Below are 26382 nucleotides of genomic sequence, written 5' to 3'. Positions count from 1 at the left end.
CGGCCTCCCCGTCCCCGACGGCCCGCTCAGCTACGCCATCGCCCCCGAGCTGACGATCCGTTACGCCCGTCCGGCTGCCTCCTCCGTCGGTTCGGCCGGCTGCCTGGGCGACGACGACACCCTGCTGGTCTCCGGCACCCTGCGCCGCGTCCCCTGGGCCCGCACCGCCACCGCCGTCATCGTCCTGGCCACCGCCCCGTCCGGCCCTGTCCTGTTCACCCTCACCCCGGACCAGGCCGTCCTCACCCCCGGCGGCAACCTCGCCGAGGAACCCCGCGACGACCTGTACCTCGCCGCCCTCGAGATCCCCGCCTCGCAGGTCCGCCGGATCTCCCCGGAACTGCTCGACGAGGCCCGGCTCCGGGCGGCCCTGGCCCGGGCCGCCCTGATCGCCGGAGCCGCCGAACGCTGCGTGGAACTGACGGTCGCCCACACCACCGCCCGCACCCAGTTCGGCCGTCCGCTCAGCCGCTTCCAGGCCGTCAAGCAGGAGGAGGCACGGCTCATCGAGGAGGCCGCCCTGGTACGCGCCGCCGTCCAAGCCGCCGCCACCCCCTTGGACACCGGCGGGGTGGCCGCCCACTTCGCCGTCGCCGCCGCCAAGACCCAGGCATCCGCCTCGGTCGCCGAGATCGCCCGCATCGCCCACCAACTCCACGGCGCCATAGGCATCACCCGGCTCAACCCGCTCCACCTCGCCACCACCCGCCTGTGGTCGTGGCGTGACGAGGACGGCGACGAAACCACCTGGGCGCTCGCCCTGGCCCGGTCCGTCACCGCCGCCACCCTCTGGCCCACCCTCACCACCACACCCTGACCCCTCGCCCCGCGCCTGTCGTCAATCGACCGAATGACGGCAGGCGCCGCACGAGGACGCCATCGTCTGCGGCCGTTTCGGTGGGCGAGGTCGTAGCCGGCCTTGCCTTCGTTTCCGCGTTCGCGATGCCCGGAGAGCTGCGCAGCCGCACGCGGCCGGCCGGTGGCGCGGTCGCCGACGTGTCTGGAGCACGGTGAGTGTCGACAGGACCTACGGGCGTGTTGTCGCAGCGCCCGCTCGGTCCGCCGGGGCACGCGGCGGTTGGACGTGCCGACGAGACACGTCAGCCAGCCGGCGTCCTGCGATGACCACGGTCCACGAGGGTGTACATCACCGACCGCTCTTCCTTGTGGCGTCGGACCTGGCCCTTCGCGACGAGCGACTCGAGGGTATTCCGCACGACCTGCGGGGTGGGCTCACGGTCCGGATGCTGCACCATGAGCTCCTCCCGCAGATCCTTCGCCAGGTGCGGCTCGCTGTGGCCTGCGAGCAGGTCCAGCAGGAGGTCGCCCAGCAACGGCCGCCGTGACCTGCCCTTTGCCGCCGCCTTCGCCCTCGAGCCGGTCCGCGCGGAACGCGGTGCCTTCGTGGCTGCCCCGGGCGTCCTGCTCAGGCGCTCCTGGGTGAGCGTCGGCTCGTCCTGGGCCTGCTCCGGGAGGGGGGAGAGCTCCGCATCACCCTGGTGGTGCTCGGCCAGCGCCATGATCTCGATCAGGAGCGCTTCCTCTTCGCGCAGCATTGCGAGCTTCTCGGCCAGTTCCCGTTGCCGGCGGCGGTTCTCCTCCAGGTCCGAAGCGGCCTGTACGGCGTACCGCGATCGGAGCGTGGCGGCTGATTGGCTGGTCACGACCGGTCACTCCTCCGTGCTGGATGTTTGCCGCACATGTTACCTGCGCCTGGCAGAAGCAGAACGTCGGTGAATCGTCTGCCATGACAATCCTGGCAGAGCTCGCCGGTCCCGCGTGGAACGTCGCAGGCAGCGTCCTGACTTCAGGCCGACAGAGGCCAGTCGCAGCAGGGAGTGCCCAGACCCGGAGGTCTTACACCTCGAACCGGTTGTGGAGCCCGCCCAAAGCGCATACGTTTCTCCTGTGTGGTCATCCCGACCCTGGAACTGTGCCCGGCAAGGCACACGTGTGTGTCAGTCCGCGTCCCCCGTGTGGATTGCCGCACAGCCACACGATCCACCGCTGCAGACCCGACGGGCAGCGTGGCGGGAGGGGGCGCAGGGTCCGCTCCCTCCCCGCTCCGGTCCCCACCTGCGGCAAGACCCGCCACCGGTCTGGCAGTCGGGTTCGCCGAGACGGTGAGAGGAACGAACCCCGTGCACGTCTTGGTGCCTGACGATCCGGTGTTCCTGGCGAAGTTCCAGAGTCTGGAGGAACTCCTCCTGCGCTGCCTGTACCGGCTGCAGTTGGCGGACCCGGAGTGCGAGGAAGGACGCGTGGTCGCTGACGCCTACGACAGCTGGGTCAGGGTCTTGCTGAAGCTTCCCGCGTGGCCGCGGTGGCAGTCGGATGTGAGTCCACTGGGTGCCCCGCGGACCGAGTACACCCTGTACGGCCCGGGGGGCACCCAGCTGACGAGCTTGTACCCGGTGGAGCTGGACTCGGCCGACCTCGAGCAACTGACGCTGTGCCTGCGGGCCTTCCTGACGGCTGGTGCGGACCGCGGCTTCGAGCCCCGAGGGGCGCGCCGAGAATCCGAGCGGCGCGGACCGGAGCTGGTTCACGTCTTCCGGCGCGTCATGGGGGTCCTGCTGTTGCCCTGTCCGCCGGAGTTGATGCACACCCTGGGCCGCGTCCGTGAGGGCGCTCCCGCGGTGACCCTCAGTCTCAAGGAGGAGGTGCAGTACCGGCGGTACTGCACGACCGTGGTCCGCATCCTCAGTTTCGGCGACCGGTTCGCTTACCAGAACCACCTTGCCATGTATCCGTAACCTGAATAACCGTTCTGTGCGGTGACCTTCTGTCGGCAGGACCTGCCGAGGGGCACATGTCGATGGGCACCTGTGCACCGTGATCGTCGGGCATGCCGAAAGGGGGGCACGTGTGTGGTCATATCGGCGCCATCGCTTGGTCCTGACGGGCCGCCGATACCCCGTCAGGGTGATCCGACGCCCCGTAGCAGGGTGTCGACGACTAGGTCGGCTGCTGGGCCGGCTGCGAGGTCCGGGACTCGGCGGGCCACCAGGTGCATGAGCTCTGGGAGCAGGGCGGCGACCCAGCCCCGGGGGAGCCCGGAGCGGAACAGGCCCTCGTCTTCGGCGCGCTGGAGGAAGGCGTCGACCTCCGCGACGGAGGCGTCACGGCGTTTGCGGCTCCCCTCGTCGGCGAGCATGCGGGCGAGGTCAACCGGCCAGCTGCGGTTGACCTCGATGACGTTCTCCACGTAGCGGTGCAGGGCCACGGTGACGGGGGCCTCGCGCAGGCGGGCGTCGGCGATGGCCTGCTCGACGGCATCCAAGCGGGCCGTGTAGATCGCAGCGATGAGTTCCTCGCGCGACGGGAAGCGCCGGTAGATGGTCCGCCGGTCCACGCCCGCCTCGGCGGCGATGGCGGCGATGCTCGCGCCCGGGTCCGCGGCCAGCATACGTGCCCCCGTCGTCAGCACCGCTTCGATGTTCCGCGCAGCATCAGCTCTCATGCCGTGCAGTCTACCCGGGCCGTTGTGCAGATTGTGGCCATAACCACCTCTTTGCTGTAGCAGTTGACATCATCAACTGCATTAAGCATGTGGTGATAGGGCTGCGTGGACGTGAGGCCGCCGGTCGGTGCCACGGCGCGGCACAGCGCCAGAGCCAGCTTCACATGTGTCTGGACGCACCCAGTTGCACGTGTGTGCCTTTGAAGGCTTCTTCACATATGCCCATCTCGCGACACATGTTTTCCGATCCCGCGATGCGTCCGTCACCCGGGCGCCGAGGAGGGGTTCGGTACGGCGCGGTGCTGCGCATCCGCGGGTGTCCGGGGGCTGCCCGTACGCCGACGACCAGGCCCCCAACGGACCCGCACGGTCATGACTTATCCCGGCTCATGGTCGAGTGACCGATGCCCGGCCCAGAATCCCTGAGGCACAGTCATGGCTGACCAAGTCGCCTTGTGGAAGGGGCAACTGCCATGAACGGCGAACAGTCCGGTCCCAGGGGATGCCGGACGATGCCCGAGGACGAGCCCGTGCTGACACTGGCCCTCAAACGGCTGCTGGACGGCCACGCGTGGCAACCCCTTCTGGCGGAGTTTCGATTCGCCCCGGACACCCCCGCGATCGTGACCGTCACCCTCGAGCCGACCCCCGGGCAGGGTGTCACCTGGCGGATCAGCCGGGAACTGTTGTACCAAGGCCTCTTCGAGGAGAGCGGAGAAGGTTTCGTGCAGGCTTGGCCGGCGCCGGGCCGGGCAGGTGGGACCGTCCTGTTGCAGCTGGAGTCGGCGGAATCCAGCGCCCTCCTGGAACTGCCCGCGCCGAGGCTGGCGGAGTGGTTGGAACGCACCTACGAGATCGTGCCCGTCGAGGCGGAGGCCGACGGCCTGGACTGGGACGGATTCATCTCCGAGCTGCTGGGCGAGACGGGTCGGCCGACCGGGGGCTGACCACTGTCGAAGACCTGCGGTCATGGGGGACGGCGGTGCTGCGCATCTGCCAGTAGCTGGTCGAATTGGTGGCGCGATGCACTGAGCGCCGCATTCCCACCTCCGGCCTTCCCGCTGCGGTGGGAGGACCGGAGATGGCCGGCACGTGCTACGCGGAGGCCGAGCGGATGAATGCGCGCACTGCGTCCGAGAACGCGGCCGGCTGCTCCAGGTGGCCGAAGTGCCCGCTGTCGTTCAGCACCACCAAGCGGGACTGCGGGACGAGGGCGTGGAGGTCCCGCGCCCACCGCGGTCCGCAGATCACGTCGTACTGGCCGACCAGGACCAGGGTGGGGACCGTGAGTGAGGTGAGGCCGGCCCGGTCGTCCACGACGTCGGGTTTCCCGCTCTCGTCCAGCGGCGAGATGTAGGTGCAGGTCACCTGGGCGCGCAGGTCGCGGAACTCGCTCTCCCGGTCCCAGTAGCGAGCGAAGTAGACCGGCATCAGGGCGCGCAGTGCCGTGGTCGTCCCCTCGTCGTCGGTGACAGTTCCGACGGTCTGGAGCCCGGCCAGCGCCGCGGGGAGCTCCGCGCGGCCCTCGTTGCGGGCCGCGAACTCCTCGACCCTTGCCGCCGCTTCGGCCATGTGCTCCGGGCCCGTCACCGGCGCGCTCTCGTACAGCACCAGGCCTCGGAGCCGGTCGGCGTGGTGCAGCGCGAAGTGCTGGGCGACGAAGCCGCCGTGGGAGTGGCCCAGGAGGAACACGCGAGGCAGTGCCAGCAGGTCGAGAAGGCCGGCCAGACCGCGCGTGTACCGCTCTCGGGTGTAGCCGTCAGGGTGTGAGGGTAGGCGCTCCGAGCCGCCGGTGCCCAGTGGCTCCACGTACACCATGGTCAGGAACTCCTCGAGCGCGGGGGCCCGGAGATACTCCCAGCTGACGCCCGGTCCGCCGGGCACGGCCAGGCAGACCGGGCCCGAGCCGTACAGGTGGTACCGCTGGTTCAAACCCTCCACCAGGACGTCGTGGGTGCCGGGGGACAGCAGGTCGGTCGTCTCGCTCGTCATCAACGCTCTCCGTGTGAGTAGATACCTTTTCGAGCACATGTATCTCACATGTTGTCATGAGATACGTGTCGGCGAGGTGTGTCTCCGGATGGCGTCACATCTGGAGCGGATGAGGGACGCTCCCGTCATCCACAGAGTGCCAGTTGTACCTTTTCACGCGACACGCCTGTGAAGAATCAAGTTATAAGTGCTACAGTCAAGTGGCAGATGGACGAAGGCTGAAGGAGAGGGACATGATCACTTACGACCGGCTCTTCATCGGTGGCACCTGGACCGAGCCGAGCGACAGCGAACTGCTCGCCATCGTTTCCCCGCACGACGGGACGGTGATCGGCAAGGCGGCGCAGGGTCAGCCGGCGGACGTGGACCGTGCGGTGGCCGCGGCCCGTGCCTCGTTCGAGGAGGGCACCTGGCGCGAGACCCCGCCGTTGGAGCGGGTGGCGGTGCTCCGGCGCTTCAACGCGCTGCGCGAGGCGAACGCGGAGCGGATCGCCGAGCTGATCGCCGCCGAGAACGGCTCGGCGGGATGGTTCACCCGGGCCGGCCAGCAGGGCCTGACCCGCCAGGCCAACGCCTACCTGAAGGCCGCGGAGGAGTTCGGGTGGGAGCGGACGCTGGTTCCCTCGGACCCGGCCTCGCCGGTGCGCAGCGTGGTGCGCCGCGAAGCGGTCGGCGTGGTGGCCGCGGTGATCCCGTGGAACTCGCCCTTCTCCTCCGCCACGGCGAAGATCATTCCGGCGCTGCTCGCCGGCAACTCGGTGGTGCTCAAGGTCTCGCCGGAGAACTCGCTGAGCATGGGCTTCCTTGCTGAGCTGCTGGAGCAGGTGGGGCTGCCCGAGGGGGTGATCAGCGTCCTGCCCGCCGACCGCGAGACGAGCGAGTACCTGATCTCCCACCCCGAGGTCGACAAGATCGCCTTCACCGGCTCCACCCGGGCCGGCCGGCGAATCGCCTCGATCGCCGGGGAGCAGCTGAAGCGGGTCAGCCTCGAACTGGGCGGCAAGTCCGCCGCCGTCATCCTGCCCGGCGCCGACATCCACACGGCGGTTCAGGGCCTGAAGTTCTCCTCCCTGCTCAACAACGGCGAGTCCTGCATCGCCCAGACCCGCATCCTGGCCCCGCGCAGCCACTACGAGGAGATCGTCGCCGCGCTCAAGGAACTCGTCGAGTCCCTCAAAGTCGGCGACCCCAGTGACCCGGACACGTTCATCGGCCCGATGATCCGCCCCGACCAGCAGGAACGCGTCCGCCACTACATCGAGCTCGGCATCGAGGAGGGCGCCCGCCTGGTCACCGGCGGCCCCCAGGTCCCCGAAGGACTGGAGAGCGGCAACTACGTCACCCCGACCCTCTTCGCCGACGTGGACAACTCCATGACCATCGCTCAGGAGGAGATCTTCGGCCCGGTCCTGGTCGTCATTCCCTACGAGGACGAGGACGACGCCGTCCGCATCGCGAACGACTCCCAGTACGGTCTGTCGGGCGGCGTCTGGGCTTCCAGCGAGGAGCACGCGCTCGAGATCGCCCGCCGCATCCGCACCGGCACGGTGACGGTCAACGGCGCCTCCGTCGGCTTCAACGGCCCCTTCGGCGGCTTCAAGGCCAGCGGCATTGGACGCGAATACGGCGCGGTCGGCCTCGGCAGCTACACGGAGTACAAGACCATCACCCTCTGACCCGACGCCGAAGCTAGACTGACCGCCGACGGCGACGGAGGAGGGGCACGGCGCGCGGGCTGTCAGCGCGGACGGCAGCCGCGCCGTGGCACACCCCCGTCCCGCTCCGGTCCGCGGCCCGCCGCACAGCCGGGTCGGGGCCCAAGAGCACAAGGACGGCCTCCGGTGGACCTCGCTGACTCCCGAGTCGACTGCGCCCCTCTGGTGGGCAGGGGCCGGGACTTGGATCGTATCCATGCCATCCTGACCCGCGACAACGGCGCCCTGCTGGTGTCCGGGCAGCCCGGCATCGGCAAGTCCGCGGTCCTGGAGGCGGTGGCCGCCGCGACCGCCGCCGCAGGCACCCGCGTCCTGCGCTCCGCAGGCGTGGAGTTCGAGGCCGACATCAGCTACGCGGCGCTGAACCAGCTGGTCCTTCCGCTCCGCGACGCCTTCGACGGCCTCAGCCCCCACCACCGCGAGGCGCTCGATGTTGCCCTCGGGCTCGGAGCCGGCGCCCCTCCGGAGCGCTTCGTCGTCTGCAACGCCGCGCTCGCCCTGCTGAGGACGGCGGCGGTCGAGGCCCCGCTGCTCCTGATCGTCGACGACCTGCCGTGGGTCGACCGCGCGAGCGCCGCCGTCCTCGGATTCATCGCCCGGCGCATCGCCGGTGAACGCGTCCGGTTCCTCGGAGCCACCCGCACCGGTGCCGGCGGCTTCTTCGAGCACACCGCCCTGCCGACGTACGAACTCCCGTCCCTGGACCGCGAGGCGGCAGCCCGCCTGGTGGACACGCGGTTCCCCGACCTGGCCCGTCCGGTACGCCGGCGCCTGTTGGACACAGCCGAGGGCAATCCCCTGGCCCTGCTCGAACTCCCCAACGCGCTGCGCCAGGAGCAACGGCGCGCCCAGGAGGTCCTGCCCGTCGTCCTGCCGCTGGGCGAACGCCTCCAGTCACTGTTCCTCACCCGCGTCCGCGACCTGCCCGCGGCCGCACGGAACCTGCTGCTCCTGGCAGCCCTCGACGGTACCGGTGACCTCGGAGTGCTGGCCGCGGCAGCTCAGGAGCTCGACGCCGGCATCGACCTGGACGACCTGGGCCCCGCCGAGGACGACCAGCTCGTCCGTGTTGACGAGGGCACCCGCCGCCTGGTGTTCCGTCACCCGCTGGTCAGAGCAGCCGTTGTCGAGGCCGCCACCAGCAGCCGCCGTCGCGCCGCACACGGTGCCCTCGCCAGCGTCCTCGAAGACCGGCCGGTGCAACGCGCCTGGCACCTGGGGGAGGCCACCGTCCAACCCGACGAAGAGGTGGCCGCCCTGCTCGAGCACGCGGCCCGCCGCATCCTCGACCGCGGCGACGCCGTGGCAGCGATCGCCGCCCTCACCCGCGCCGCGGACCTCAGCCCGCTCGGCGCCGCCCGCGCCCGCCGCCTCGCAGAGGCCGCCTACGTGGGAGCCGAGGCCGTCGGAGCACTCAACAGCGCCTCGGCGTTGCTCGAGAACGTGTGGCGGGCCGACCCGGACCACGGGGTCTCGCTGCGTTCCGCAGGTGCCGCCGTCCAGCTCCTGCTGAACAGCGACGGCGACGTGGCCACGGCCCACCGCCTCCTGATCGGCGCCGTCGAGGAAGGAGACTCCGGCTACGACGCTGACGATCCGGCACTCGTCGACACCCTCCACTTCCTGATGCTGCTGTGCAGCTACAGCGGCAACGAGGAGCTGTGGGCGCCCTTCTACGCCGCCCTGTCCCGCCTGCGCCCGACCGACCCGCCACTGCTGCGCATCGGTGCCCAGACCTTCTCCGATCCCGTCCGCACCGACAGGGCGACGCTGCGCCGACTCGACGCGATCATCGACGGGGTCACGACGGACACCGACCTGGCCGAGATCGTCCGCATCGGGGCCGCGGCGATCTACCCGGACCGGCTCTCGGCGCTGCGCCCGGCGTCGTGGCGCGTGGTCCGGCGCGGTCGCGAAGGCGGGCCCGTGCGGCGCCACATCGGGGCCCTGCTGCACCTCTGCCTCGATGACTACCTCTGTGGCAGGTGGCAGGAGGCCCTGGAACTGTCCGACGAGGGCCTCGCCCTGTGTGCGGACTCCGGCTACACGATCTGCACGTGGTTCTTCCAGTTCACCAAGGGCTTGGTCGTCGCCTCCCGGGGCGACGTCGAGCAGGCGCACGCCCTGGCCGGAACCATGACCGACTGGGCAGTGCCGCGCGGGATGCGCATGACCGTGGACTGCGCGCGGCAGGTGCACGCCCTGGCCGACATGGCAGCAGGGGACTTCGACCGGGCCTTCGGCCACGCCGACGCCGTCAGCCCCGCGGGCACGCTCCGGCGCCGCGCCCCTCACGCGTTGTGGGTCGCCTTCGACCTGGTGGAATCGGCAGTGCGCACCGACCGCCGCGCAGAGGCGATAGCGCACGTACGCGCGCTGCGAGCGGCGGATGTCGCGGCGCTCTCCCCTCGGATCGCCCTCCTGGTCGCCGGTGCGGAGGCGCTCGTCGCCGAGGACGACCGTCATGCGGCCCGTCTCTTCGCACAGGCGGTGGCCGCGCCGGGGGTCGAGAAGTGGCCGTTCGACCTGGCCCGGATACGGCTGGCCCAAGGCGAGCAACTGCGCCGCGCCCGCGCCGTATCGGACGCGAAGGGCCCCTTGGCGGCAGCACTGCGTGCCTTCCAGAGCCTGGATGCCGTCCCTTGGGCGGAGCGCGCCCGCAAGGAACTGCGCGCCGCGGGCGGTCAAGTCGCGAGTCCCGGAGCCGGGCAGGCGGCCCCGCTCACGCCGCAGGAACGCGAGATCGCCGAACTCGCCGCAACCGGCCTGACGAACAAGCAGATCGCCGAACGCCTGTTCATCTCGCATCGGACGGTCGGCGCCCACCTGTACCAGATCTATCCCAAACTGGGCATCGCCTCCCGGGTGGCGCTGAGGGACGCGCTGCTCGCCCAGAGCGTGAACGAGCCGTCCGCCTGACCCGGTCGGCGTCACGCCCTCGGCGCGCGGGACGCCGTTCCTCGCTCTCTTCGTCGGGCGGCGTCCGGTCCTCCGGCGAGGAACGCGCTCGAGAGCCGGAACGGGTTCCTACGAAGGGCGGCGCCCCCAGCAAGAGACCATCACCCAGGCGGTATCGGTGAAGGCAGGGTCGTCCAGGTGGGCGACCGCCGCCGCGATCTGCTCGGCCGTCATGAGTCCGGTCTCGATGAGCGCGGGGGTGGCCTGCGTGAAGCACTGGCGCCAGAACGCGTCCTCTGTCTCATCCGTCCCGCACACGGCGACGCGTACGGTCATGCCGATGTCGGTGAGGCCCGCACGGGCCATGGCTGCGGGAATGCGGCGGGCCCAGGTGTGGTCGGTTCCCTGAGTCCGTGCCAGCAACTGCTGGCACGCCTCCAGCAGTTCGGCGAACTGCGGATAGGGGGAGGCCGCGGCCGGGAGATAGGTCGGGTCCTCGAGGACGATCCATCCTCCGGGCACGAGCCAGTCGGCCATCCGCTCGAGGACGCGCTCCGGATCGGGGATGTGGCTGAGCAAGGCCCGTGCGTGCACAAGGTTCTGAGTGCCAGCCGGGAAGTCGTCACGCATCACGTCGTGCCGCGTGACCGTCATATTGGCGGGCGTGGCGCGCTCGTTGAGGAACGCGACGTCGAGATCGGTGGCCGTCACGCGGCCGTCGGGGCAGCGGGCGCTGAGCCAGTGGGCGATCGAACCGGCCCCGGCCCCGGCCTCGACGCAATGCCAGCCCGCGGCGACACCGAGCCGTTCGAAGATGGTGATGGTGGTGGGATCGCTGAGCTCTTCCAGCAGACGCAGTCGTTCGCGTTCGCCTCCCTTGGCGTGGGCGAGGACACCGTCCTGGTAGACCGGGGCGCTCATCATGCACCGTCCAGATGTTGGGCCACTACGGGCGTGAAGTCCCCGATGCAGGTCAGCTCCAGGCGGCTGCCCATGGGGGGCTGGAAGTAGAGTACGGACCGGCCACCGGCCCCCTGGTTTTCATGGGGGTTGTGGCCACCGCCGTCCGGGCGCATGGCCAGTTGGCCGGTGAGCAGCGACCGCAGCTCGCTGAGCAAGCTCCTGCTCGGCGTGTCGACCATGAGAGCCGTGTGACGTTCCTGGTGGAGCCGGCGCTCACATTCGACGACATGCTTGGCGGCGACAGTCGGCGGCAGGCAGAACACTTCCACGCAGGCCGTGTCGTGGGCGAAGGCGCGGACGATGCTCACGTCGAGCAGCTCGTCGTCAAGGCCGTAGCGGTGTGCGAGACGCCGGCGTACGACAACGCTGGGCACTGCGGACGTCGTTCTCCACTGGCGCCCCAGGAGATGGGTGTGTACGTCGTCGACAGCGGCGGGGAACACGAGCGTGGCGACGTGGTCGACGCGGCAGTGCGCGGCGATGGCGTCGATGGCCGCCTGCTCCCCATCCGCACCAGCCGTCATACCGCGCAGCACACCGGGCACGTCGGCTTCGGCGGCCTGGCGTAGCAGCCGGTCCAGCTCAACCGCATCGGCAGGATCCAGGACGGTCACGGCTGCCTACCCGGATCGGTCATCGGGCTGTTCCACTCGCGCATCAGCGCGACCAGCCGGCCGCAGTAGCTGCGCTCCGCCTTCACATAGCGGCTGCCTCCAGCGCCGAACGACCACGCGACGGCATTCATCTCCTCCTCATCGTGCGAGGGAGCTCCGTTGAAGAACGCGGTCAGGCGGTCATTGAGGCGTGGGAACCGCCCGGCAGGCAGCCGGAGGGCATAGATACCGACGCGCTCGACCTGTCCGGTGGAGATGCGCAGCGTCACCGAGAACGTGTGCCCGTCCGGGGCCGTGAAGTCGACCATGTCCTTGAAGGTCGTCTCATCCGGTGCCGTGCTCCGGGACAGGGCGAGCAATCGCGCGGCCGCTTTCGGGCTGAGTCCTTCCTGCACGCGGAAGTACAGGTTCGCCGTGTCGTGCTGGTAGTCCACGGCTACGTGCCGCACCAACGTCAGGCCCAGCTCGCGGAAGCCGCCGTGATGCCGGCGGATCGTGTCCGGGACTCCGGGGGCGCCAAGGACCTCCTCGAGGGGCCGGATCCCACCCAGGTACACCCACGTCTTGGCCAGGCCCCGGACCGCGTCGAAGTCGCACAGCTGCGTCGACCCCTCGTACAGCGAGCTCCATGCCGAGATCAGACTGGCCGTCTGGTTGTGGGGGCCGAGAAGTCCGGTCTGCACCGCGAGGCTCACGGTGTCGACGGGAACGCGTTCGTAGAAGCGGTAGTTCAGCACACCGGCGGGTTTGTCGGTGGTGCGCCACAGGACGGCTCCGCGGTGGAAGCTCTCCTCGTACGCATCCAGCACCCGGCGTGTCATCGCCTCGGAGTAGTCGATGCCCAGCAGGACCGCGGTCGCCTCGATGTCCTTGAGGAACCGCGACGGAGAGAAATCGACAGCAGACCCCATCAGAGGGTTCCCCCGTTCGTCTGTATGGGAATGCAAGTGCGAATGGACCTGGGGTTCGTGAAAGCCAGGGGGCTGACCGCTGAACCGCGGAAGGCCGGGGATCACAACCGCGCCTCCAGCCGGTGCATGGATGAGCTCGACTTCGCACGGTTCAGGCCGAGGCACCCGGCCCCCAGATCGCCGGTCCTGCGGTGATCCAACCATCTCGGAGATCATTTCGCCAGGGGTGCCAACCCGATGTCAGCGGGCCGAGGCGAGTGGGGCGGGGTGTGTGACTGCACGGTTGTCGGGGCAGGCCGCCAGACCTGCCCCGACAACCGTGTGCGCCGGCCGCCTCAGCGGGTCGCCCGAGCCGCTTCCTCGATCACACCGGCCACGGTGGCCGGACGGGACACGGCGACCGAGTGCGAGGCCGCCACCTCGGTAACGTGAGCGTGGGCGCGCTGGGCCATGTAGAGCTGTGCGGCTTCCGGGATGTTCAGGTCCTCAGTGGTGACGACGTCCCAGCTCGGCTTCTCCTGCCAGGCAGCGACCTTTGCCGGCTCCTGCAGGGCGCTCTGGGCGATGGGACGCTGCGTGGCAGCCATGAGCGCCGCCTGGCCGGCGGGGACGTCAGCGGCGAACTGGTGGCGGAACGCGTCCGCCCGGATGTACAGGTCCGTCGTGCTGGTGCCGTCGGGGAGCTTGTAGGTGACCGGGTCCAGGGTGTTCCCGAGCGTGGAGCCGGGGAACTTGCCGGTCAGCTCCAGCGCCGTCTCCCCGGGCGCGGGCAGGAAGGCGGCCACGTACACCAGGGCCTTGACCTGCGGGTCGTTCGCGCCGGCCTCGCTGATGACCGAGCCCCCGTAGGAGTGGCCCACCAGGATCTTCGGGCCCGGGATGTGGTCGATCACGCTGCGCAGCGCGGCCGCGTCGGAGGCGGGCCCGCGCAGCGGGTTGGCAGGAGCCACCACCGGGTACCCGTCGGCACGCAGCCGCTTGATCACACCGTCCCAGCTGGAAGCGTCGGCGAACGCGCCGTGCTCCAGGACGATCGTCGGCTTGGCGCCGACCGCGATCGACGACGGAGTCGTCGCGCTCGCAATGCCGCCGAACACGACCGTGCCCAATGAGAGAGCGGTGGCCGCACTCCATACGGCCACCGTCGCGAGCCGGTGCTTCCGGGCGCTCTTGCCTTCTGCCATGGGACAAATCCTTTCTCGGATGAACAAGTGACAACGCCGACGCGCCATGCGGGTCCTGAGCTCCGCCCGAGCAGGCGGCAGGTCGTTCGGCGCCTTCACTCTCGCGTCACGGCCACCTACCGGGAATCCGTCAGATGACTGTCACCCTCGACTACGCATACGCCGATACATGTGCGTCCAGGCCTCCGACACACGTACGTCGTGAGCAGACCCCGGGCGGTGAAACGCCCCAGTCGAGCTGTGGTGCTGGGAAGCTCCGGGGAATGCCGGGCCCGTTGCCTGTTGCCCGCGACCACCCTCTTAAGTGATCCGAAGCGGTTGTTCATCGGATCCCGCCGTCAAGTGACTGATGCGCCAGTATGCGGTGGCAGAGCAGAGTTACGCCGGTAGTTCCGCCTCAACCGCCCGAGAAACAGCCGCCTGCAGGCCACACCGGATGACTGCGGATTCCGGCTACGGCTCGGTTGAATGTGACTGCTCTGGGTTCCCGTGCGAGGAGGAGACATGCTGGAATTTCTGGGGCTTGACAGGCAGGCTGAAGCCGTCTACCGCTGGATGCTCGCTCACCCGGCAACGACTTGTGCTGAACTCGTCACCCATCTCGGTGGGACCGAGGAAGACATCAATCTCGCCCTCGACCAGCTGAGCACCCTGGCGCTCGTCGGCCCGACCGGGTCCGGCCTCGTGCACGCCGTCAGGGCAGAGATCGGATTGAAGTGGTTAATGGACCGCAAGCAAGCGGACCTGGCCGCACTCCAGCAGCAGCTCGAGATATCGCGTGTTGCCGCCGCTCACCTGATCTCCGAGAGCACAGGCCTCACCCAGGACACAGGCCATCAGCATCTGGCGGCTGAACATCTGGTGGGCAAGGAGGCCATCCGCATACGCATTGCCGAACTGGCCGGACAGCTCACCCAAGAGTTCATGGGTTTGACTCTGGGCGAGTCTCACTGCTTCCGCGATCTGGAGGAGGTTCGGAGCGTCGACCGGCGGATGCTTGAGCGCGGCATCAGGATGCGCGCTGTGTGGCAGGACAGCATCCGGAACGACAGTCACGCGCTGGAGTACGCCGAGTGGTTCCAATCTCTTGGCGGCCAAGCTCGTACGGTTCCGACCCTCCCGATCCAGATGATCATCATGGACCGCGAGTACGTCGTCCTCCTGCCCATGAGCACAGCTGACTCCGAAGCCAGCGCAGTTGTCATCCACTGCCATGAAACTGCCGCCGCCCTGTGCACCGTGTTCGAGGCCGTCTGGAAGACGGCAACCGGACTGGGAGCTCTCCAACCGCTGGATCGCCACGGCCTGACGCCGCGCGAGGGGGAGTTCCTGAGGCTTCTCGTTCTGGGGCTCACCGATCAGGCGGTGGCGGCCCGACTCGGAGTCTCCCATCGCACCGCCCGCCGCATCGCGGCAGCCCTCATGGAGAAACTTTGCGCACGAAGCCGCTTCGAAGCCGGCTTCAAGGCAGCGGCACTCGGCTGGCTCCTCCCCGATGAGTGAACGAGAAGGCCGGGCGAGGGATGCTATGGAATCTCGACGACTGATCCCAGTTCTCATGCTGCGAGGCCGAGTTGGAATTGGGTGAGGTGGCTGCAGTGGCGGATCAGCGGATGCCGGTGTCTCATAGTGGTCTCACGCGCCCGGATGCCGAAACGCCCACACCAATCCCATGAAGGTCCGCCAGCGAACTGCCGGACCCTCATGAGGATCGAGGCTATCTTCCCCAATCAGACAAACGTCCAATCCCGCCAAAATTTGTGTAGTCAATGCCACCAAGGTACTGCTGTGAATCGCTGTAGCGATTACTGCCCAACCAATACGATTGGCCGGTATAGAAAGCCCAGCTCCGCATCGACTGGACGTTGTAGCTGATGTAGGACGGGAACGGCGTGTAGGTCCCAATCGGCCACTCGAAGCAGTCGCCAGTGTACCCGGGGCCACTGAAAACCTGCACGTAGCCGGCTATCCCGTAGTGGTAGCAGTTCCCGGAAGCACTGGCGCTGGGGGCGCCTGTGATCAGGCCACCCGTAGCCGCCAAGGCTGCCAAGGCAGTTACTGCGGCTTTGAGTCGTAGCCTCTTTATCATGTGGGGGTCTCCGCTCTCTTTGAATGCTGCCGGCAAAGGAAGTGGCACCACCACCTCCCGTGGCGGGCACTAGCCTCTCCGATTCACCCACTTCGGCGGAAGAGTTGATCCCTGGACTCAAGAGGCCTGGCTCAAAGAGGCCTCATCGGCGCTGCGGTGAAGGCGACGGACGGCGTCCCGTGGAGGGGTGTAGCAGGATCTCGGCCTCAGTCGGGGACGGCCGCTGCCTTGGCGCGGAGGACGTCGGCGGCGGAGTGGCCGAGGGCCGTGAGCAGGTCGGCGGCGCGGTGCAAGGCGGCGCGGGCCTCGGCGTGGTGGCCGAGGGCGAGGTGGGTGTCGGCCAGGTGTTCGAGGACCTCGGTCTGGTTGTACTCGTCGGCGGCGAAGCGGTAGCCGTCGAGGGCCTGCTCGTAGCATTCCAGGGCCTGCCGGTACCGGCCCAGGTTGTGGTGGGCGTAGCCGATGCTGTCCCAGGTCGCGGCCTCGCCGCGGCGGTTGCCGTTGGCCCGGAGGACGGGCAGGGCCTGCTCGCAGTGCCGGATCGCCTCCTCGTACTCGCCGAGAAGGGCGTGGTACCAGCCGACGGCGTTGAGTTCCCGGGCGATGTTGTTGTCGTTGTGCTCGTCGTGGCCGAGGGCCTGGAAGAGGGCGAGGGCCTCACGGGCGTGCTGGAGGGCTTCGCGGTGGCGGCCCTGGCGGCCGCGGACCCAGCCGATGCTGCGCTGGACGCTCGCCTGCAGCTCGGTCGGGAGGGCCGGCAACTCGCTGAGGAGCGGCAGGATCTGGGCGTCAGCGTGGGCGTGGTGGCCGCTCTGCGCGTAGACCCGGGCCAGACCGAGGCGGGCCAGGACGACTTCGTCGGACGGGCTGACGCGGGCGGGTGCGCCGAGGGCGATGCGCAGGATCTCGATCTCGTCCTGGGCCCAGCCCTGCTGGGAGGTGTAGAGGCGGCTGGTGAAGGCCACGTTCCAGATCCGGCGCAGCTGCTCCTCGTCGGCGACCGAGCGGAGCAGGGTGAGGATGGTGCGGTACTCGGCCCCGTACCAGGCCATGCCGGCCGCCCGGTCGTCGAAGGCGAGCACCACGGTGCCCGGCAGGGCCGGCCCCAGGGCGTAGTGTTCATGGCGGGTGGAGACCGCGTTGTTCGCGGCAGCCGCCGAGTGCGCGTAGTGGTCCAACAGGCGGCCGAGGGCGGCCGGGCGGTCGTCGACGGCTTCGGCAGGCAGATCGACGGCGTAGGCGCGCAACAGGTCGTGCAGGGCGTAGCGGTCGCAGGAGTGCTCGGTGAGCATGTTGGCCTCGCGCAGGTCCCGGGCCAGCGCCTGGGTCCGCTCGACGGACAGTCCGGCGGTGCTGGCGGCCGAGGCGAGCGAGATCTCCGGGCCGGGGTGGAGTGCGAGGAGGCGGAAGAGCCGGGCGGCGTCCGGGCTCAGCGCCTGGTAGGACCAGGCGAAGACGGAGCGCAGGTCGGTGTCCGGGCCGTCGTCGAGTCCGAGGGCGGCCAGCCGATCACCGTCCGGGGCGAGTTCGGCCGCGACGTCACTCAGCGTGAGGCCGGGGCTGAGGGCCACCCGGGCCGCGGCGATCGACAGCGCGAGGGGTAGGCCGCCGCAGGCCGCCAGGACGGCCTCGACCGCCGCGGGCTCGGCCGCGAGCCGGTCCGGGCCGAGGCGGGTGGCCAGCAGTTCGCGGGCCTGTGCCGGGGCCAGCCGGTCGACGGGCACGGCCAGGGCGCCGTCGCGCACGACGAGTGAGCTCATCCGGGTACGACTGGTGATGAGGACCAGGCAGCCGGGGGAGCCCGGGAGCAGCCAGCGCACCTGGTCGGCGTCGCGGGCGTTGTCCAGTACGAGCAGGAGACGCCGCCCGGCGACCGACGCGCGGAAGCGGGCGGCCCGCAGTGGCAGGTCCTCGCCGGTGTTCTCGGCGGGTTCGCCCAGTGCGACCAGCAGCATGGTCAGCGCCTCGGCCGGGTCCACGGGTGGGCTGCCGGGGTCGAAGCCACGCAGGTTCAGGTAGAGGCGCCCGTCGGGGAACCGCTCGGCCACCTGGTGCGCCCAGTACACGGCCAGCGCGGTCTTGCCGACGCCGCCCATGCCGGAGATGGCCGTGATCACCACCGTCGAGGCCGGGCCGGCGACCCGGCCCAGGGCGTTCGCCAACGCGTCGGTGAGGTGCGGGCGTTCGGTGAAGCCGGCGACGGGCAGCGGCAGGTTGTCGGGGCCGGTGGGGAGCGGTGGCACCGTCGGTACCGATGCGCGGGGCGCGGTGACGTCCGGTTCGCGCAGCGCCTCCTGCTGGGCTGCCCGGAGGGCGGCGGACGGGCCGACGCCGAGCTCCTCGGCGAGCCGCTGTCGGACCGCCTCGAAGAGGGACAGGGCCTCGGCCCGTCGGCCGACCGACGTGAGTCCGCGGACCATCGCGGCGTGCAGCGGCTCGTCGAAGGGCGCGCTCCGGGTGACCTCGTACACGGCGGCCAGCAGGGGTGCGGCGTCGCCGGCCTCGGTGGCGGCCGTCACCGCCTCCGTGGCGGCGGCTCTCCGGGCGCGTTCCAGGGCGGCGAAATGCGGCCGGACGAGTGCGGCCGGATCCAGTCCGGTCAGCAGGGGCCGCCGGACCAGCTCCGCCAGTTCGCGGCAGTGGGCGGGTGCGTCCGGGCCGCCGGCGCGGACGCGGGCCAGCAGATCGTCGAAGCGCGTGAGGTCGTTCTCGGCGGCGGCGGAGGTGTCGAGGCGGTAGCCGGACGGTGCGGAGTGCAGCCACGACCCGGCCGACCGCGGGGGCAGGTCGGGTTCCAGGAGCCGGCGCAGGTTGCCGACGTGGCGGTGCAGCTGGTTCACGGCGGTGGGCGGCGGGTCGTCGCCCCAGACGAGGTCGACCAGGTCGGATGTGGAGAGCACGCGGCCCTGGGCCACCAGCAGGGCCGCGAGCACGGTGTGGCGGTGCCGCGGCCCCACCTCCAGCGCCGTCTCGCCGCGCCGGACCCGGAGTCCCCCGAAGACCTGGAACCGCATTGCCGTCCGCCTCTGCCCGTCCATTGGATCGCGGTCGCCCGCCGACCTGGGTGACCCGCCGACCCGGGCAACCCGCCGATCACGGTAACCCGCAGGTCAAACCGCTACCAAAGTCGTCCGGCGTTGATGGTGGACACACGAGGGGAGGCGCGCAGGAGTGGTCAGGCGGCGGTGGCGAGGAGGGCGGCGAGCTGGGTGCGGGAGGTGACGTTCAGCTTGGGGAACACCCGGTGCAGGTGCCAGCCGACGGTGCGCGGGGAGAGCAGCAGTCGTTCGCCGATCTCCCGGTTGGTCATGCCGACGGCGGCCAGCTGGGCGATCGTCAGCTCCTGCGCGGAGAGCTGTTCGGTGAGGCGGCTGTCCAGCCGGCCCTGGTCGACCCCGGTGGCGCGCAGCTCGCGGCTGGTGATCTCCCGCCAGGCGGTCGCTCCCAGCACCTCGAAGGCGTGGCAGGCCTCGCGGAGCAGGGGCCGGGCCTGGCTCGGGCGGCGGGCGCGACGTAGCCACATGCCGTACGCGAGCTCGGCCCGGGCACGCGGCCACGGCCACTGCCGGGGAGTGATCCGCAGGGCGTGCTCGAAGTGCCGTTCGGCGTCGGGGCCCTCGGCGAGCAGCGCCCTGGCCTGGGCGAAGTTGACGGCGGTGGAGAGCGGGAGCCCCCGGCCGTCGCCGAATCCGGCGAGCACCTGTCGCGCGTCCTCGGCCTGGCCGGCCCGGACGGCGGCCTCGGCGAGGTAGCAGAGGGCGCGGCGCTGGATGGTGCGGTGGTGGGAGGGTGAGCCGGGTTCGAAGAGTGGGCGCAGAGTCTGGTAGGCGCTGCTGGGGTCGTCCGAGTCGAACAGGGCGACGCTACGGGCGAGACGCAGCGTCGCGAGCACCGCACCGACCTGGCGGCCGGCGGCGATGCGTTCGACGGTGGCGATTTCGGCGGCGGAGGCGGTGGGGTCGCCGCGGAAGGCGAGCAGCACGGCGCGGGTGGCGCGGGCCCGGATGGACCAGAGCTGGTGGCCGCCGGCTTCGGCGATGGCGAAGGTCTCCTCGTTCACGGCATGGGCGAGATCCCAGTCCCCGACGACGAGGGCGGCCTGCGCGTGCTGCGCCTGAACCTGAGCGAGCAGGCCGATGCGGCCGTCGGCCCGCAGTAGCCGGGCGGCGTGGGCGAGCAGGTCGCCGGCGCGGCCGGGTTCGCCCGCGGTCAGGGCGGCGGTGCCGAGCAGCCTGAGCCGTTCGGCGTCGGGGTGGGTCGTCGGGCCGCTGCCGATCAGGTCGGTGATCCGCTCCCTCGCCGCGTTCGGAGCGATCGCCGCCTGGGCGAGGAGCCAGCGCGGGTCGCCGTCGGCGTCGGCGAGCTCGGCGAGGCAGGTGGACACCGCCTGACGGGCCCGCGGGTCGGGGTCCGCCCAGGCGGCAGCCTCGACGGCGCCGACCAACACCTCCAGGGCGGCCTCGCGGCGGCCGGAGCGGGCCAGCCGGGACACCAGCCGGCAGCGCTCGCTCAGGGTCCGGCCGCCGCGCTCGGGCCGGGCGGTGAACCGGGTTCGCATCGTGTCGGCGAGGGCCTGTTGCTCCTCGTCGAGACCGAGCCGGCCGGCTCGGTCGAGCAGGTGTTCGGCGAGACCGGGTCGACCGAGCTCGAAGGCGGTCCGGGCGGCACGAATCAGTCGGCGGGCCCGGTCGGCCGGGCCGGGCGAGAGCCGGGCGGAGAGCTCCAGCCGACGCAGCGCCTGGACGGGCTCGCGGAGACGCTCCGCCTGGGCGGCGGAGGCTTCGAGAGGCCCGGCCACCTGCTCGTGCTGATGGATGGTGCCATGGGCGGCGTGCCAACTCGCCCGGTACGGATCGGCGGCGGTCCGGGCGAGGACGGTGTGCGCGGCGAGCAGTGCGGGTGCGGTCGCGTGGTGCTGGACGGCCGCGCGGGCCAGGACGGACCGGAATCGGATCTGCCCGTCCACGAGGCGCAACAGCCCGTGGGCGACGGCGGGCTCGAAGGCGTCGAGGCCGATCGGCCGTCCGGTCAGCTCCTGTGCGGGTACCAGGACGTCGGCGACCTGGTCGCCGAGCTGGACGGCGGCGAGCAGGACGACGGCACCGGTGTCGGGCGGAAGTTCGGCCAGGCCCGGCGCGACCGAGCGGCTCAGCCGTTCGGTCAGCGGAGGGAAGCGACGCAGCAGCTCCTCGCCGGGGGCCCCGGTGTCCCGCCAGGACAGCGGCAGTTCCCGAAGGGCCAGCGGGCTGCCGCCGGCGTCCTGGACGATCCGTCGGCGCAGGTCGGCGTCGTGAACGCCCGCCTGCCGGAGCAGCCGCTCGGCGTGGACCTCGTCGACGGGCGGCAGAACCAGCTCGGCGGCTCCGTCCAGGGCCTGCCCGCCGACCAGCAGCACCGCCGGTACGGCCGGCAGCTCGCGGGCGAGGGCGGACAGCACGCGCCGAGACGGTCCGTCGAGGTACCGCGCGTCGTCGACCGTCACCAGGACCGGCCGTGGGCTGCCGCCGAGCAGCCGGAACAGTTCGGCGGCGGACGCGGCGGAGGAGGTGAGAAAGGCGAAAGCGGGCGTGAAGGACGGGCGGACGGAGCGGAGCAGACGGTCGCGCAGCGCCCGCACCATCGCGCCGGAGCTGTCCGCGTCGGCGGCGAGCGCGGTGGTCTCGATCACCAGGAACCCGCGTCGCCGGGCCGAGTCCGCCGCCTCGCGCAGTGCGGTGCTGACCCCGGAGCCCGGGGCGCCGGTGACAGCCAGGGCCCCGCCTGCCGTCCGGGCCGACTCCAGGAGCCCGTCGATGGTCTTCCTCACCTGGTTCTCGTCCGCTGTCGTTCGCACGGTCACCTCCCGCTCTCTCGCTCGCCCGGGAAGCGTAGGCGATGGCCAGTGACTTCTGACTGACCGTCAGAAACCTGAGTTGCTGGAGAAGGCTCCTCGCCGGTCAGGAAGCCTCCGCGATCCCCGTGGTCCCCAGTTGGGCAACCCTCCAGTCACGCGGAGCGACCCCGTAGGCGGCGCGGAAGACCCGGCTGAAGTGCGCGGGGCTGACGAAGCCCCACCGCTGTGCCACCGAGGACACGGTCGCGACGGCGGCCGGCCGTCGGGCGAGTTCCCGTGCGCACATCTCCAGCCGCCGCCGCTGGATCCATCGGGCGACGGTGGTCTCCTCGCTCTGGAAGAGCTTGTGCAGGTAGCGCACCGACACGTGGTTGGCAGCCGCGATCTGCTCGGGGGAGAGTGCCGGGTCGCCCAGGTGCCGGATGGCGTAGTCCTTGATCCGCGCGATCATCGCCCGGGCGGAGGCCGGCGCCGACGGACGCAGGCTGCCGCTGCGCTCCTGGATGAGGAGGGCGAGCAGGTCGACCGCGGTCTCGGCGAGCCGACCGGCCGTGTACGGGTCGAGTTCGGCCGCTCCGTGGGCGAGCTTGTGGAGGTACGAGGTGACCAGCCCGACGGAGCCGGACCCGGGGGTGAACGGGGTGGCGACAACGGCTTGGAGATCGTCGTCGTGGACGTGCAGGGCGCTGCGCGGCAGGTGGTACGCCGTGAAGTCGTAGGGCACCGGCAGTTCCTTGGTGAAGGGGCGGCTGGAGTAGCACATGGTGAACTCGCCGGGGCCGACCACCGCCTCCTTCCCGTCCTGGGTGAGCCTGCCGTGGCCCTGAGTGGGCATGGCGATGGTGATCCAGCCCTCGCCGCCGGCCGCGATGGTCCGCCGGGTGCGGCTGGTCACCTGAGGTCCGGCCGTCACCCGGGTGATCTGGACGGTGCCCAGCCGGTCGCTGCTGAGGACGCCGGTGCCGGGCTTCGGTTCGAGGAGCCGGATCTCCATGGGGATGAAGGTCCGCGCAACGGCGTCGTGCCAGAACTCCGCACGCTCGGCGGGCGAGAGCAGTTCGGTGGAATACGTGATGGGCACAGGGCTCCCTTCGCCGTCGGCTGTGCCGGGGTTATCGGGTGCCAGCCTCGCGGTCCGGTCCGCGTCGCCGCTTCTGCCAAGTGACCGGAGGATCCCCCGAGCATGCGTGGATCCCCGGGGCGCGCCCCGGTCCATGGCGCGGCTTTCGTCCTCCCCGTGCGAGGCGGCGTGTTCCCGCCCCTGCGGGGATGCTGCCAGGAGGGCGAACGGGCCGCATCCGTCATGTGACCAGTCGCGCGGAAACGGCGCCTGGCAGGATGGCATCGACGCTGTGAGCAGGGCATCACGGCTGGCCCCGCTCCACAGGGCGGTCCGGGGCGGTCGAGGGACGGGACGAGGAGGACATGGACGTCGGCGCCGCGGAGGCACGTACGCGGGGCATCCGGGGCAGGGCCCGCGAACGGGAGCGGATCGGCAGACTGGTCGACGCCGCGGACGGCCCCGGCGCGAAGGTGCTCGTACTGACCGGTCAGCCGGGCGCCGGCAAGAGCACCCTGCTGGACCACGCCGCCGACGTGGCCGCGACACGGGGCCGGCGAGTACTCCGCGTACGTGGCTGCGAGGGCGAGCAAGGCCTCGACTTCGCGGGAGTGCACCAACTGCTGCGCCCCGTCCTCCACGGCGTCGACCGGCTGCCGACGCGGCAGCGCGACGCCCTACGGCACGCGTTCGGCATGGACGACGGCGACCGACCGCAGATCCCGGAACCGCTCGTGATCAGATCCGGCGTGCTCACCCTCCTCTCGGAGGCGGCGACTGAACGGCCCCTGCTCGTCGTCGTCGACGACGCCCAATGGCTGGACGTCGGCTCCCTGGACGTGTTGGCGTTCGTCGCCAGGCGTCTTGAGGGCGAACGGATGGCCTTGCTGCTCGCGGCACGGGACGAGGCGGTGCCCGCGCGTTTCGACCGCGACTTCCCCCATCTGCCGACCGGCCCCCTCGACCGGGCGGAGGCGGGCCTCCTCCTGGACGAGCAACCGCATCCGCCGCGCGGCAAGGCACGGGCCCAGATCATCGAACAGGCTGCCGGGAACCCGCTCGCACTCATCGAACTCGCTCGGGCGTTCGCCAAGGGACCGAGCCTCCGGAGGCCTGGTGCGATCGACGCCGTCCCCCTGACCACCCGGCTCGAGCGACTGTTCGCAGCCAACCTGCCCGACCTTCCGCCAGAGACCCGGCATGCGCTGCTCCTGGTGGCGGCCGCCGGCGCGGAGCGGTTCTCCGATGCCCTGCACGCCGTCCCGGGCCTGGACGATCCCGAGGTCTGGCGGCCCGCCGAGGAGGCAGGGCTCGTACGGGTCGAGAACGGCGACGTCCGACTGCGCCATCCGCTGATCCGCTTCGCGATCCACCAGGCCGCCTCCTTCGCCGACCGCCGTGAGGCCCATCTGGCACTCGCCGCCGTGCTCGCACACGACCCCGACCGTCGGGCCTGGCACCTCGCCGCGGCCGCGTTCGGCCCGGACGAGGAGGTCGCCGACGCCCTGGCGAAGAGTGCCGAGCGCTCGCGGCGCCGCGGCGGATACGCGGCCGCGGCCACTGCGCTGGAACGAGCGGCCGAACTCACCCCGGACGCGGAGCGCCGCGCCGGACGCCTGCTCGCCGCCGCCGAATCCGCCATGTTCGCCGGACACCCCCAGTGGGTCGGTGAGATCGCGGCCCGGGTAGGTACCCTGACCCACGATCCCGAGCTGCTGGCCGAGGCCTCCTTGTGTGCCGGTTGGTCGCTGTTCGTCACCCTCCGCCATGACGACGCGCTCGGATTCCTGCTGCCCGTGGCCGAATCCATGGCCACCGCGGCGCCCGTCCTGGCGCTGGACGCGCTGGGAACGGCGGCGACTCCGGCGTACAACTCCGGTGACCCCTTCCACCTCTCCGAGCTCCGGCGGATCGGCGCCCTGATCGCCCCGCAACCGGGCCGGGGCGACAGGCTGTGGGCGGAGGCGGTCTCCCGCCCCTTCACGGAGCGGGACAAGGCGCTGAAGCGCCTGACCGACGTGGTGGGCCCCCTGGGAGACGGCCCGGTCCCGGACGCCACCGCGCTCGGCGACCTCACCATGCTCGGCGCCGCCGCCTGGATCCTGGACGAGACCGACCTGTCCGTGCGTCTTCTCGGCCGGGCCATGGACCACTACCGCCCGGTCGCCACGGCCGGCGCCAACTGCACGCTCACCCATGCCCTCGCTCTCGCCCTGTTCGACGGTGGAGCATGGACGGCGGCCGGGGCCACAGCCGAAGAGGCGTTCTGCCTGGCCGCGGAAGCGGGGGCGGAGTACGTCGCCGTGGGGGCACCGATCATCCAGGCCACGCTGCGCGCCGTCCGCGGCGACCACACCGGCGCGCGGGAGCTGGCCGCCGAGGCCGTCCGCCGCGTCGATCTGCACAAGTCCCGCAGCCTGTACGTCCGTCACTGCCGCGCACTCGGCATGGCGGCGCTCGCGGAAGGCGACCACGGGACGGCTTACGAGCACCTCCGCCGCGTCTTCACACAGGACTCCCCTCCCGTCCCCGTGCACCACCACGCGTCGCCCTACCACCTCGCCGACCTCGCCGCGGCAGCCGTGCGTGTCGGCCGGGCCGACGACGCCCGCGCCGTGCTCCGAGCCGTCGAGGACCTCCTGGGCGCGCCCCGCTCCAGCCGCCTGGACGCGATCGTGCACCGCGCCACGGCCCTGCTGAGCCGGCCCGACGATGCCGAGTCGCACTTCCTTGCGGCGCTCGCCGACCCCGCGGGCGCGCGTTGGCCCTTCGAACGCGCCCTCGCCCAGCTGGACTTCGCCGAGTGGCTGCGACGTCGCCGACGGGCCGCGGAGGCACGTCCCCTGCTGGCCGCCGCCCTGGAGGTCTTCGAACGGCTCGACGCCCGCCCGTGGATCGAGCGCGCCACCGCCGAACTCCGTGCAGCGGGTGTGGCCGTGGCGGACTCCATTGCCTCGGAGGCCATGGCCGGCCTGACGCCGCAGGAGCTGCAGATCGCCCAACTGGCTGCGGAAGGAATGACGAATCGGGACATAGGCGCTCGGCTCTATCTGTCCCCTCGCACCATCGGCTTCCACCTGCACAAGATCTTCCCGAAGCTCGGCATCACGAGACGCGCCCAACTGCGGGACGCCCTCGGCCTCTGACCTCGAACCGGGCGGGCCGACGGTCAGCCGGCCGCTGCACCGCAGGTGGCGGCAGCGGGACCCTCAGCCGGTGTGGCTGGGCAGTTCGGCGTCCCAGTCGATCGCGTCGGCTTCGGTGCCCGGAGGAACGAGGGCGAAGGTCTCCCGGCGGAGCCAGCGGCGCACCTGGCGGGGCGGGAGGTCGATCAGGACGACCTCGTCGCGGTTGCGGAGCATGACGCGCAGGGACTCCCGGCCGTGGCAGGTGCAGGGGGGCCAGATCCGGACGTCGCCATGGCCGGCCGGCCGCTGCAGTCCCTCCCAGAGGAGGTCGCGGGAGAAGTGCCAGACTCCCGCCTCGGCGGCCTGCCCGAGGAACTCGAGCGCGACGGCGAGCGGGTCGTCGCTGCGGTAGCCCAGACGCACGGGGACGTCGAGGGACACGTGCTCGCCCAGGACGATTCGGGCGTCGAGGAGGATCTCGGTGCCGGCGGCCTCCGGGCGGGGCTGGGAGGAGCTGGGCAGCGGCTGATGG

At 71.0% G+C, this 26382-nt stretch carries 18 protein-coding genes; 7 read left to right on the top strand and 11 right to left on the bottom strand.

Going from position 1 to position 26382, the window contains the following annotated elements:
- Positions 1 to 817 (top strand): acyl-CoA dehydrogenase family protein (locus tag J0670_RS39830; RefSeq protein ID WP_207809635.1); only part of this gene is annotated, 817 nt, incomplete at its 5' end.
- Positions 818 to 1100: 283 nt separating this feature from the next.
- Here the strand turns inward: J0670_RS39830 and J0670_RS03970 are convergent.
- Positions 1101 to 1664: a hypothetical protein gene (locus tag J0670_RS03970; protein WP_207809632.1), complete on the bottom strand. Its 564-nt coding sequence runs from the start codon at positions 1662 to 1664 to the stop codon at positions 1101 to 1103.
- A gap of 477 nt (positions 1665 to 2141) precedes the next feature.
- Between J0670_RS03970 and J0670_RS03965 the strand changes: the two genes are divergently transcribed.
- Positions 2142 to 2756, top strand: coding sequence for a hypothetical protein (locus J0670_RS03965; protein WP_207809630.1), 615 nt, complete (start codon positions 2142 to 2144; stop codon positions 2754 to 2756).
- 164 nt (positions 2757 to 2920) lie between these two features.
- On the opposite strand, the gene J0670_RS03960 is transcribed toward J0670_RS03965, so the two are convergent.
- Complete coding sequence (locus J0670_RS03960) at positions 2921 to 3409, bottom strand: TetR/AcrR family transcriptional regulator (RefSeq protein WP_207809637.1); 489 nt, start codon at positions 3407 to 3409, stop codon at positions 2921 to 2923.
- Positions 3410 to 3975: 566 nt separating this feature from the next.
- Between J0670_RS03960 and J0670_RS03955 the strand changes: the two genes are divergently transcribed.
- Complete coding sequence (locus tag J0670_RS03955) at positions 3976 to 4410, top strand: SsgA family sporulation/cell division regulator (RefSeq protein WP_207809628.1); 435 nt, start codon at positions 3976 to 3978, stop codon at positions 4408 to 4410.
- A 148-nt stretch (positions 4411 to 4558) separates the two neighbouring features.
- On the opposite strand, the gene J0670_RS03950 is transcribed toward J0670_RS03955, so the two are convergent.
- A complete protein-coding gene (locus tag J0670_RS03950; RefSeq protein ID WP_207809627.1) occupies positions 4559 to 5455 on the bottom strand; it encodes an alpha/beta fold hydrolase in 897 nt (298 codons plus the stop codon).
- Between the two features lie 233 nt (positions 5456 to 5688).
- Here J0670_RS03950 and J0670_RS03945 point away from each other — a divergent pair, with 233 nt between their 5' ends.
- Together J0670_RS03945 and J0670_RS03940 are read left to right on the top strand one after the other, a co-directional pair.
- Entirely contained in the window at positions 5689 to 7131 is a 1443-nt protein-coding gene (locus tag J0670_RS03945; protein ID WP_207809625.1) for an aldehyde dehydrogenase, read from the top strand.
- Between the two features lie 165 nt (positions 7132 to 7296).
- Positions 7297 to 10089: an AAA family ATPase gene (locus J0670_RS03940; protein ID WP_207809623.1), complete on the top strand. Its 2793-nt coding sequence runs from the start codon at positions 7297 to 7299 to the stop codon at positions 10087 to 10089.
- Between the two features lie 108 nt (positions 10090 to 10197).
- Here J0670_RS03940 and J0670_RS03935 read toward each other — a convergent pair whose 3' ends face one another.
- The 4 genes from J0670_RS03935 to J0670_RS03920 form a co-directional block, all read right to left on the bottom strand.
- Complete coding sequence (locus J0670_RS03935) at positions 10198 to 10992, bottom strand: trans-aconitate 2-methyltransferase (RefSeq protein WP_207809622.1); 795 nt, start codon at positions 10990 to 10992, stop codon at positions 10198 to 10200.
- Complete coding sequence (locus J0670_RS03930) at positions 10989 to 11645, bottom strand: hypothetical protein (protein WP_207809620.1); 657 nt, start codon at positions 11643 to 11645, stop codon at positions 10989 to 10991. The genes J0670_RS03935 and J0670_RS03930 overlap by 4 nt, the downstream gene beginning before the upstream one ends.
- On the bottom strand, positions 11642 to 12556 hold the full coding sequence (locus J0670_RS03925) for an aromatic prenyltransferase (protein ID WP_207809618.1): 915 nt from the start codon (positions 12554 to 12556) through the stop codon (positions 11642 to 11644). The genes J0670_RS03930 and J0670_RS03925 overlap by 4 nt, the downstream gene beginning before the upstream one ends.
- A gap of 335 nt (positions 12557 to 12891) precedes the next feature.
- Positions 12892 to 13740, bottom strand: coding sequence for an alpha/beta fold hydrolase (locus J0670_RS03920; protein ID WP_207809616.1), 849 nt, complete (start codon positions 13738 to 13740; stop codon positions 12892 to 12894).
- Between the two features lie 504 nt (positions 13741 to 14244).
- Between J0670_RS03920 and J0670_RS03915 the strand changes: the two genes are divergently transcribed.
- A complete protein-coding gene (locus tag J0670_RS03915; RefSeq protein WP_207809615.1) occupies positions 14245 to 15243 on the top strand; it encodes a LuxR C-terminal-related transcriptional regulator in 999 nt (332 codons plus the stop codon).
- A gap of 792 nt (positions 15244 to 16035) precedes the next feature.
- On the opposite strand, the gene J0670_RS03910 is transcribed toward J0670_RS03915, so the two are convergent.
- The 3 genes from J0670_RS03910 to J0670_RS03900 all read right to left on the bottom strand — a co-directional run bounded on the left by J0670_RS03910 (position 16036) and on the right by J0670_RS03900 (position 22743).
- Positions 16036 to 18843 (bottom strand): tetratricopeptide repeat protein, encoded by a 2808-nt coding sequence (locus J0670_RS03910; protein ID WP_207809613.1) that lies wholly within the window; start codon positions 18841 to 18843, stop codon positions 16036 to 16038.
- Between the two features lie 161 nt (positions 18844 to 19004).
- Positions 19005 to 21662, bottom strand: a complete 2658-nt coding sequence (locus J0670_RS40155; RefSeq protein WP_207809611.1) for a LuxR C-terminal-related transcriptional regulator — start codon at positions 21660 to 21662, stop codon at positions 19005 to 19007.
- 103 nt (positions 21663 to 21765) lie between these two features.
- Positions 21766 to 22743: a helix-turn-helix domain-containing protein gene (locus tag J0670_RS03900; protein WP_307806371.1), complete on the bottom strand. Its 978-nt coding sequence runs from the start codon at positions 22741 to 22743 to the stop codon at positions 21766 to 21768.
- Positions 22744 to 23087: 344 nt separating this feature from the next.
- Here J0670_RS03900 and J0670_RS03895 point away from each other — a divergent pair, with 344 nt between their 5' ends.
- Positions 23088 to 25868, top strand: coding sequence for a LuxR family transcriptional regulator (locus tag J0670_RS03895; RefSeq protein WP_207809608.1), 2781 nt, complete (start codon positions 23088 to 23090; stop codon positions 25866 to 25868).
- Positions 25869 to 25931: 63 nt separating this feature from the next.
- Here the strand turns inward: J0670_RS03895 and J0670_RS03890 are convergent.
- On the bottom strand, positions 25932 to 26382 hold a 451-nt coding region (locus tag J0670_RS03890; RefSeq protein ID WP_207809606.1), incomplete at its 5' end, for an SsgA family sporulation/cell division regulator.

Origin of the sequence: Streptomyces sp. FH025, assembly GCF_017427025.1 — a bacterium.
In the GTDB taxonomy this organism is placed as follows: domain Bacteria; phylum Actinomycetota; class Actinomycetes; order Streptomycetales; family Streptomycetaceae; genus Kitasatospora.
This window is presented reverse-complemented; position numbering and strand designations above follow the sequence as displayed.

Bases quoted from the DNA above. Each gene is read 5' to 3' on its own strand.
- J0670_RS03960 (WP_207809637.1), bottom strand. From the start codon at position 3,409: ATGCTGGCCGCGGACCCGGGCGCGAGCATCGCCGCCATCGCCGCCGAG.
- J0670_RS03955 (WP_207809628.1), top strand. From the start codon at position 3,976: ATGCCCGAGGACGAGCCCGTGCTGACACTGGCCCTCAAACGGCTGCTG.
- J0670_RS03950 (WP_207809627.1), bottom strand. From the start codon at position 5,455: ATGACGAGCGAGACGACCGACCTGCTGTCCCCCGGCACCCACGACGTC.
- J0670_RS03945 (WP_207809625.1), top strand. From the start codon at position 5,689: ATGATCACTTACGACCGGCTCTTCATCGGTGGCACCTGGACCGAGCCG.
- J0670_RS03935 (WP_207809622.1), bottom strand. From the start codon at position 10,992: ATGATGAGCGCCCCGGTCTACCAGGACGGTGTCCTCGCCCACGCCAAG.
- J0670_RS03925 (WP_207809618.1), bottom strand. From the start codon at position 12,556: ATGGGGTCTGCTGTCGATTTCTCTCCGTCGCGGTTCCTCAAGGACATC.
- J0670_RS03920 (WP_207809616.1), bottom strand. From the start codon at position 13,740: ATGGCAGAAGGCAAGAGCGCCCGGAAGCACCGGCTCGCGACGGTGGCC.
- J0670_RS03915 (WP_207809615.1), top strand. From the start codon at position 14,245: ATGCTGGAATTTCTGGGGCTTGACAGGCAGGCTGAAGCCGTCTACCGC.
- J0670_RS03910 (WP_207809613.1), bottom strand. From the start codon at position 18,843: ATGCGGTTCCAGGTCTTCGGGGGACTCCGGGTCCGGCGCGGCGAGACG.
- J0670_RS03895 (WP_207809608.1), top strand. From the start codon at position 23,088: ATGGACGTCGGCGCCGCGGAGGCACGTACGCGGGGCATCCGGGGCAGG.